The 8,548-nt window shown below is 46.2% G+C and carries 8 protein-coding genes; 3 read left to right on the forward strand and 5 right to left on the reverse strand.

Going from position 1 to position 8,548, the window contains the following annotated elements; translation table 11 throughout:
- Nucleotides 1–61: 61 nt before the first annotated feature.
- From queA to Q0200_RS05465, 5 genes are all read right to left on the reverse strand, one after another.
- Nucleotides 62–1,090 (reverse strand): tRNA preQ1(34) S-adenosylmethionine ribosyltransferase-isomerase QueA, encoded by a 1,029-nt coding sequence (gene queA / locus Q0200_RS05445; protein ID WP_297938733.1) that lies wholly within the window; start codon nucleotides 1,088–1,090, stop codon nucleotides 62–64.
- Nucleotides 1,091–1,115: 25 nt separating this feature from the next.
- Nucleotides 1,116–1,865, reverse strand: coding sequence for a twin-arginine translocase subunit TatC (gene tatC, locus Q0200_RS05450; RefSeq protein ID WP_297938736.1), 750 nt, complete (start codon nucleotides 1,863–1,865; stop codon nucleotides 1,116–1,118).
- Complete coding sequence (gene tatB, locus Q0200_RS05455; RefSeq protein ID WP_002946440.1) at nucleotides 1,865–2,269, reverse strand: Sec-independent protein translocase protein TatB; 405 nt, start codon at nucleotides 2,267–2,269, stop codon at nucleotides 1,865–1,867. Before tatB ends, tatC begins: the two co-directional genes overlap by 1 nt.
- A gap of 65 nt (nucleotides 2,270–2,334) precedes the next feature.
- Nucleotides 2,335–3,387, reverse strand: a complete 1,053-nt coding sequence (gene hemW / locus Q0200_RS05460) for a radical SAM family heme chaperone HemW (protein WP_297938741.1) — start codon at nucleotides 3,385–3,387, stop codon at nucleotides 2,335–2,337.
- 260 nt (nucleotides 3,388–3,647) lie between these two features.
- Nucleotides 3,648–4,598, reverse strand: coding sequence for an AraC family transcriptional regulator (locus Q0200_RS05465; RefSeq protein ID WP_297938744.1), 951 nt, complete (start codon nucleotides 4,596–4,598; stop codon nucleotides 3,648–3,650).
- Nucleotides 4,599–4,714: 116 nt separating this feature from the next.
- Between Q0200_RS05465 and Q0200_RS05470 the strand changes: the two genes are divergently transcribed.
- From Q0200_RS05470 to Q0200_RS05480, 3 genes are all read left to right on the forward strand, one after another.
- On the forward strand, nucleotides 4,715–6,676 hold the full coding sequence (locus tag Q0200_RS05470; RefSeq protein ID WP_366118308.1) for a TonB-dependent receptor: 1,962 nt from the start codon (nucleotides 4,715–4,717) through the stop codon (nucleotides 6,674–6,676).
- 87 nt (nucleotides 6,677–6,763) lie between these two features.
- Nucleotides 6,764–7,312, forward strand: coding sequence for a PepSY-associated TM helix domain-containing protein (locus Q0200_RS05475; protein WP_297938750.1), 549 nt, complete (start codon nucleotides 6,764–6,766; stop codon nucleotides 7,310–7,312).
- Between the two features lie 39 nt (nucleotides 7,313–7,351).
- A partial coding sequence (locus tag Q0200_RS05480; RefSeq protein WP_297938753.1) for a molybdopterin-dependent oxidoreductase occupies nucleotides 7,352–8,548 on the forward strand: 1,197 nt, incomplete at its 3' end.

Genomic DNA, 8,548 nt, shown 5'->3' on the forward strand with positions numbered 1-8,548 from the left:
GAAAAATGGAACGAAAAGCTTTTCGTTGCAAAAATAATAAAAATGTATGCAAAGCTCACGGCTATATAACCAGCATCGCGTCGCCGTAGGAGTAAAATTTGTACTTTTGCTCCACGGCCGTTTTATAAATCCGCATAGTCTGCTCAAGACCGACGAAACTCGTAACGAGCATGATTAGCGTTGATTTTGGCAAGTGAAAATTCGTTAGCAAGTAATTTTGACGGATCGGTTTGTTGTTTAAATTTAAAAACAGTCTGCACTCGCCGCTAGATTTGCCGCTTCTAGCAAACTCCTCTACGCAGCGCGTCACCGTCGTGCCTACGCCCAGGATTGGTCTATTTGAGCGGATCAAATTTTGCGTATCTTGCGGGATATCGTAAAACTCCGCATGCATCTTGTGCTGCGTGATATCCTCGCTCTCCACGCCCTTAAACGTCCCAGCGCCCACGTGCAGCGTGAGGTAGGCTATCTTGCGGTCCTTTGCTAGGCGCGCGATCATCTCGTCGCTAAAGTGCAAGCTCGCCGTCGGAGCCGCCACCGCGCCCTCGTTTTTAGCAAACACGCTTTGATACCAGCTCTCGTCGTCTTTGGTGTCACTTCGCTTGATATATGGTGGCAAAGGCACGTGGCCGATGCGAGATAGGATTTTATAAAGCGTGGCCGTGTCCAAAAGCTCGCCGTTTTGGCTAAATTTGACTGTGCGCGAGCCATCCTCAAAGAGCTCGCAGACTTCGGCGGTCAAATTTTCGCCGAAATTTAAAACGCTACCCGCGCGAACCTTACCTTTTGTATAGACGCTAAATTTGCCGTCCGCAAGCGGAGAGTTTAGCAGTAGCTCCGTCTCGCCACCGCTTTGTTTTTTGCCGAAAATTCTAGCCTTTACGACCTTGGTATCGTTAAAAATAATATCGCAAGTCGGTAAAATTTCAGGCAAGTCGCCGAATTTTAGATGAGAGATTTTTTCGCTAGCTCGCTCGTAGACTAGCAGTCTTGCGTCCTCTTTTGGAAAGGCCGGAAAATTTGCGATTAGCTCCGGCGGTAGCTCGTAGTCGTAGGCGTCAAGCGAGTTTGGATTTAAAATTCGACTCATTTGGCTAGCCTACTTGATTTCATAATTATTCGTCCTCTTTTTCTTCGTCGGTTTCCGACTCCTCGTTTTTAGCGGGATTTACGCGGGCGGCTATAAAGATAGAAAGTCCGTAAAGACCGATGAGAGGAACAGCCATCAAAAATTGGCTGAGGATATCCGGAGGCGTCATAATCGCGGCAAATATAAAAATCACGACGATAGCGTAGCGGAAGGAGTTTTTTAGCATCTTATCATCGACTAGGCCGAGTTTGGCGAGGAAAAAGGTGATAACCGGAAGCTCAAACGCTATGCCGAATGCAATGACCAGTTTCGTAAAAAAGCCGACGTAGCCGCCGATATTTAGCATCGCAGAAAAGAGCTGTTGGCCGAAATTTATAAGAAATGCAAAACCGATAGGAACGACGACGTAGTAGCAAAACGCGGCGCCAACTAAAAACATAAAAGTCGCCGAAATAACAAACGGGATTACGTACTTTTTCTCGTTTTCGTAGAGTCCAGGCGCTACAAACAGCCAAAACTGCCAAAAAATAATCGGCAACGAGAGCAAAAATCCCGTAAAAAACGCCACCTTCATCGCTACGAAAAATGGCTCTTGCACCTCAAGAAAGACCATTTTTTGGTTATCGGGCAGAGTGTTTTGCAGCGGCGCGATGATAAAGTCTAAAATTTGATTCCAAAAGCTAAAGCACACGACAAACATCACGATCACGGTCATGACGCTGATGAAAAGCCTTTTTCTAAGTTCTATTAAATGCGGTTTTAGCTCTTCAAACATTACGCCTCTTTTTTCTCATTATCGCCCAGCACGGCGTTTTTAACGGCTTCGCCCGGGTTTTTGACCGCTTCGACGCTCTTTTTTACGTCGTTTAGGCCGTCCGTGATGCCGCTAGTGACGTCGTTTACGCCTTTTTTGAGCTCGTCTAGCTCCTCAAAGGTAAGCTTTTTTCGCACTGTTTCGGTGGTTTTTGCGATGCTTTCTTTGTATTTTTTCGCGTCCTCTTTGAGTTCTTGGATTTTTATCTCTTGATCGAAGCTGCTTTTTGCGTCATTGACCGTTTTTTTGACGGTTTTAAAAAATTTCGCTATCTCTACCATCGCGCTGGGAAGCTTATCGGGCCCCAAAAATAGCACCGCGATGACGGCTATGACGATGATCTCGGGTAAGCTCATGCCAAACATTTTTTATCCTAAATTTTTATTTTAAAGCGCTCATTTTAGCGTTTTTTATCTCAAATTTGCATAAATCAGCCCGCGATAAATAAAGAAATTTCATCCGCGGTGAGGAAATTTTTGGCGTAATATCGCCTGTTTTTAAATTTTAATTTCCCGCTATTTTTTAGTAGCCGCGCTCTTTGCTCTTGCTCGGCGTTTAGGCTGTTTTGCCAGATACCGACGATACTTCTGGCACCCAAAAATATACGCTCTAAATTTAGCTCGTCCGCGCTTAAATTTTCGATTTTCTTAGCGTGCGGATTTTTTACGTAGGCGTTTAAAATTGAAGCGTTATAAAAACGATGATCTTGCCAAAATCCGACCGCGTAAGCGCCGATGGCAAGGTAGTTTTTGCCCTGCCAGTAGCCAAGATTGTGTTTGCAAATTTGACCGAAATTTGAGATTTCGTACTGTTTTAGCCCGGCCTCCTCGATGCGGTCTATCATAAATTTCGCCAGTCTCGGACTATCTTTTGCGTAGTTTATTTTGCCGGCAAAGGGCGTATTTTCCTCAAGCGTTAGCGAATACGCCGATACGTGCGAAACGCCTAAATTTCGGATATTTTGCACCTCTTGCTCAAGTCGTTTTTTGGTGTCTAGCTTCGTGCCGTAGATGAGATCGACGTTTATGTTTTCTAGCCCCGCGGTTTTAGCGTTTGCGACTGCTTCGTAGATCTGCCTCGCATCGTGGATACGCCCGAGAAATTTCAGCTTATCCTCAAAAAAGCTCTGAGCGCCGAAGCTCACGCGATTTACGCCGTATGATTTCATCTGCGAGAGCCACGCTAGGCTCGCCGAGTTTGGATTTGCCTCTGTCGTGATCTCGGCGTTTGCCGCTAGGTACGGCGCGACCGCCTCAAATAGCCGCTCGTAGTAGCCACCGTCCACGGCGCTTGGCGTCCCTCCGCCGATGAAAACCGTCTCAATCTCGCCTTTTTTTACGTCAAATTTTAAAATTTGCTCCCTAAAATCCGCAATCATCGCGTCAAAATACGCGCTCGTTAAATTTCGTTTGCCCACCACCGAACCAAAGGCGCAGTATGGGCATTTGCTCTCGCAAAAAGGGATATGGACGTAAAGAAGCATTTTGACCTTTGTTTTTGCCGTATTTTAGCAGATTTTACGGCTTTATCGCGCGGCGTTTTGGTTTCGCGCCGTTTGGCAGCCTGTTTGCGGTAAATTTAGGCTGGTTTTAGGCGCAAAACCGACTCCGGTAAGCTATTTGACGCTTTTAAATATTAAAATTCACCGCCGTTTTTGCCGCCCGTTAGATTTAAAAAGTCGCGCCGCTGAGTTTAAATTTGATTTTAATTTAACGCCCGCAAAGCTCCGCAAGAGCGTTAAATTTACGTATAAAATTTCTTTTCTTTTAAAATTTGCGTCGGCAAAACGCCGAATTTTTCTCTAAAAATCTTTGCAAAATGCGGAGCGCTGGCGTATCCGACGATTTTTGCGGCCTCGCTTACGCAGACATCTCCGCGCTCTAAAAGTTTTTTCGCAGCGTTTAGCCGCTCGCTTGCTAGCAGCCCGTAGATCGTATCGCCAAAGTAGCTTTTAAAGCCCGTTTTTAGCTTAAATTCATTCGTCGCGCACGCTCTGGCTAGCTCTTTTATGCTGGGCGGATTTTGGACGTCGCTTAGTAAAATTTGCCTTGCTTTATTTAAAATTTTTACGTATTCGTCGCTAAAATCGTGCTTTTTTTCATCGGCTTCGGGCGTTTTAGGCGCGCCTAGGCTTTTGTAGATTAGCTCTAAAATTTTAGCTTCCATAAAGATTTCGCGCATCTTGCCCTCAAACTCGCTCGCAGCTAAAAGCTCCCGTAAAATCAGGCTTTGGGCTAAATTTATCTTAGCCGTTTGGATGCAGATTTCGTTTTCTTCGCCTAGATTTTTAAACGCCGCTAGCTCGCGGGCTAACTCGTTTTTTAGCACGATACATCGTCCCGAATAGTTACTGCTCTGATACTCGCAGATACCCTCAAATCCGCTATCCACGCGCCCCGTCCAAAACTCTCCGGCCTTTAGACAAAAAGTTTTTTTACCCGCTTTAAGCCCGGCGTCCCCTCTTGCGTCGTTAAAGAGCAAAAAGCAGTAGCCAGCGCCTCTTTCAAGCCGTCTTTTTACGCTTTTGTTGCAGATTATTTCGCTTCTGCAGTAGCTTGCGCCGCTTGTGCCTTTAAAAAACTCGACTTTGCATTTTCTATCTTGCTCTTGCCACACGCTTTGTCCGTAGCGCACCGAATTTTGTGCGACTTCTTGCTCGTTTGCGCGTAAGATATCTTTAAATTCGACCTTCATTTGCTTTTTTATCCTTTTAGCGTTGATAAAAAATCCCTCTACCGTTTATCAGAGTATTGATAATAATTATCTGATTATAGTAAAATAGGGTTTAAATTTAAATAAGGAGTCTAAAGGTGAAAAGTATGCCTAAAATTTCTATGCTAGCTTGCTTAGCGCTATCTTGCGCGCAGGCGGCCGACGAAGTGAAACTAAACGAAGTTACCGTAACTAGCGCGACGGGTTTTGAGCAAAATATCAAAGACGCGCCCGCTTCCGTTTCGGTAATCTCGCAAAAAGAGATAGCCAGGCACAATCATCAAGATATAGAAAGCGTCGTAAAAGACGCTCCTGGCGTGTTTGGAGCGACGCTGGGAGCGGCTAGCAGACGCGGTATCACTATGAGAGGCCTTGGTCAAAAATACACTAAAATTTTAATAGACGGCCGCCCTGCAACTAGCGATAGCGCGTATAGAGGACTTCGCGCGATCGGTAGCGCTCAAAATTTCCTCCCGCCCGCAAACACGATCGAGCGTATCGAAATCGTGCGAGGACCGATGAGTTCGCTATACGGCTCAGATGCGATGGGAGGCGTGATAAATATCATCACTAAGGGCTTTTCAAACGAATTCAGCGGTAACGTAAACGGCTACTACACGCTTGCGGGCAAAAGCGGGATAAATGACGACTACCAAACCGGCTTTTACGCAAACGGCGCGGTGATCCCGGACGTGCTAGGCATCGCGCTTTACGGGCGGTATTTTCATAAATTTGAAGATGAGCGAGCCTTTACGAACCGCAAAAATGAGGACGTAAATTTCGGTGCGAAAATAATGTATAACGCCACCGAAAACGACGAAATAGCGCTGGATCTGCGCCGCGTAGTAAATAAATACGAGCGCACCGAAGGCAAGACGCTAAACCGCACGGCTAGCGATAACACGAGCGTGGCTTTTGAGAAGATGAGCGGATATACCGCCTCGCTCTCGCATACGGGCAAATACGACAAACTGTTGCTTGAAAGCTTTTTAATGCACGATAATATGAAAGAAAGCGGCCAGCAAGACCTCACGCTAAAAACGACGACGCTAAATACCAAGGGAACGTATTTTTTTGATAACAACACGCTAAGTCTGGGGGCTGAATACAGAAGAGAAAGGCTAAATGAAAAGGCAACGACAGCCGACGCCGCAAACGTCAAAAGGTATGATTTTTCGCTCTACGGCGAAGATGATTTTGACGTAACCGACGCGCTCACGCTAACTGCCGGCCTAAGATACAATCACGACAAAGACTACGGCGGACACGTATCTCCGCGCGGATATGCCGTATATCATCTAAGCGAAAATTTATCGCTAAAAGGCGGCGTATCGGCAGGCTACTCGACGCCAGATATCAAGATGCGAACCGACGGGCTTGCTCTGCCTTTTGCCGGCGGTATGGGAGCACAACTGGGTAAAAGCGACCTAAAACCCGAATCCAGCCTAAACTACGAGGCGGGCATCGCGTACGGGGACGAGAGCCTTAACGTCTCGGCGATGGCGTTTTATACGCGGATAAAAGACGGTCTAGGTACGAAGCCGGTTTGCGTCGCGCGCCCGGGAGTTCCTTGCGTGCATAACGGCAAGACCTATAGGCGCGGTATCTGGGAGAGCGTAAATATCGGCAAAGCCGAAATAAGGGGCGTCGAACTCGCCTCAGACTGGCGGATACTATCAAATTTAGCCATGCACTCAAGCTACGTTTACACTAGATCAAAGCAAAAATCTGGCGCGTACGAGGGCAAATCTCTAAATAATCTACCCGTACATACCGTAAAAATAGGGCTTGACTACTATATGACGCCTGATCTAAATTTCTGGACGCAGATGAACTATCTAGGCAAAACCAGAGCCGTTTACGGCCTACCGGGAGACGAGGAGATAAAGGATTATACGCTATTTGACGCGGGCGCAAGCTACAAGCTAACTAAAAACGCGAGCGTAAATTTTAGCGTTTATAATATCTTTAACGAATACGTAACGACAAAATCCGGACACTATGAAATTTTGATCGCCGACGGGATTAAATATAGGCTCGGATTTAACGTAAATTTTTAAATTTAGCAGTATTTAAGCGAGGCGGTGCGTAGCGATCGCCGCCCCACTACCGGTTTTTAAAATTCGAGTTTAAATTTAAGGAGAAAGATGCCGTTTTTAAAGAAAAAGAAATTTTGGTTTAACGTCCATTTGGTTTTAAGCCTAGCCTGTGTTTTGCCGCTGCTTATCGTCGCTCTTAGCGGCGCGGTCATATCCTATCACGACGAGATTATAGACCTTGCAAACTCGCAAAAAACCTTCGTAGAGCAAGGCGAAAAAGAGCTTAGCACGGGAGAAATTTTAGATATTTTTAAAGCTAGGGAACCAAATTTTACGCTTAGCTACTACAAGATTAACTCGGACGCAAATCACGCTCTAGGCGTATCCGGTACGAATGCTAAAGGCGAGTTTAAGTCGTATTTTATAAACCAATACACGGGCGAGATAACGGGCGAAAATTTCGGCGATAAATTTATCGGACTAATGTTAAATTTACATACTAACTTAGGCCTTGGGCTTAGCGAAAACGAGACGCTACGGCTTATAGGCAAGCATATCGTCGCGGTTTGCTCTATCGCTTTGGTTATCTTGGTTATATCTGGATTGATAATCTATTATCCTAATTTTAAAACTAAATTTATATTTGCCGTTGTATAATAATCTCATAAATTTCAGTAATACCAGAAAGGAGCGAAAATGGAAGAGATAGTAAAGACTACCTGTCCATATTGCGGTACGGGCTGCGGCATCGATCTTATCGTGCAAAACGGTAGAATCGTAGACGCCAAACCTAGCAAAGACCACCACGTAAACGACGGCGAGCTTTGCTTAAAAGGAATGTTCGGATGGGAGTTCGTAAACTCTCCTAAACGCTTAAGCCGACCGATGATGAGAAAGCTAAACGGCGTCTACGACAAGCACGGCGAGCTTGAAGAAGTGAGTTTTGAGGAGGTTTATGATTTCCTCGCGGATAAATTTAAATCCACCGTCGAAAAATACGGCCCAAGCTCGATCATGGGCTTTAGCTCCGCGCGTTCAAATAACGAAGACAACTACGTTTTCCAGAAATTTTTCCGCGCCCAGGGCAGCAACAACGTCGATCACTGCGCCCGTCTTTGACACGCTCCTACAGTGGCAGGTCTTGCCAGCACGCTAGGAAACGGAACGATGACGAACGATTTGGTCGAATTTGCGACCGATACGGACGTATTTTTACTCATCGGTACCAACACGAGCGAGTGCCACCCGATCATCGCTATGCAGATGCAGCGCGGCTTGCAACGCGGCGCTAAGATGATCGTCGTAGATCCAAAGCGCACCGATATGGCCAAAAAAGCCGATATTTTCTTGCAAATCCCGATCGGAGCGAATATCAAAACGCTAAATACGATGATGCATGTCATAATCGCCGAAAATTTGCAAGACAGCGAATTTATAGAAAAATACTCCGAGGGATTCGAGTATCTAAAAGAGGCGGTTAAGGACTTTACCCCTGAGCGTTTCGAGCGCGAAACGGGCGTAAAAAAAGAACTCATCATAGAAGCCGCCAGACTCTACGGCAAAGCCGGCACGGCGGCGATTTGCTACACGATGGGCATAACGCAGTTTAGCGACGGTACCTCAAACGTATTTTCGCTATCAAATTTAGCCGTTTTAACGGGAAATTTGGGCAAAAAAGGCGCAGGCGTAAATCCACTGCGCGGTCAAAACAACGTCCAGGGCGCATGCGACATGGGCGCACTGCCTAACGTAATCCCGGCAGGCGCGGTCAATAGCCCTTACGCACAGGAGCAAGCGCGCAAAGTATGGCACTTTGAGCTAAATCCGGTTCCGGGCTTTAAGCTAACGCAAGCACCCGATAAAATGGATAGCGGCGAGCTAAAAGTACTCTAC

The sequence above is a fragment of the uncultured Campylobacter sp. genome (assembly GCF_938045225.1).
Classification (GTDB): domain Bacteria; phylum Campylobacterota; class Campylobacteria; order Campylobacterales; family Campylobacteraceae; genus Campylobacter_A.

Coding starts and splice junctions, on each gene's coding strand:
- tatC (WP_297938736.1), bottom strand. CDS start 1,865: ATGTTTGAAGAGCTAAAACCGCATTTAATAGAACTTAGAAAAAGGCTT.
- Q0200_RS05475 (WP_297938750.1), top strand. CDS start 6,764: ATGCCGTTTTTAAAGAAAAAGAAATTTTGGTTTAACGTCCATTTGGTT.
- queA (WP_297938733.1), bottom strand. CDS start 1,090: ATGAGTCGAATTTTAAATCCAAACTCGCTTGACGCCTACGACTACGAG.
- hemW (WP_297938741.1), bottom strand. CDS start 3,387: ATGCTTCTTTACGTCCATATCCCTTTTTGCGAGAGCAAATGCCCATAC.
- Q0200_RS05465 (WP_297938744.1), bottom strand. CDS start 4,598: ATGAAGGTCGAATTTAAAGATATCTTACGCGCAAACGAGCAAGAAGTC.
- tatB (WP_002946440.1), bottom strand. CDS start 2,269: ATGTTTGGCATGAGCTTACCCGAGATCATCGTCATAGCCGTCATCGCG.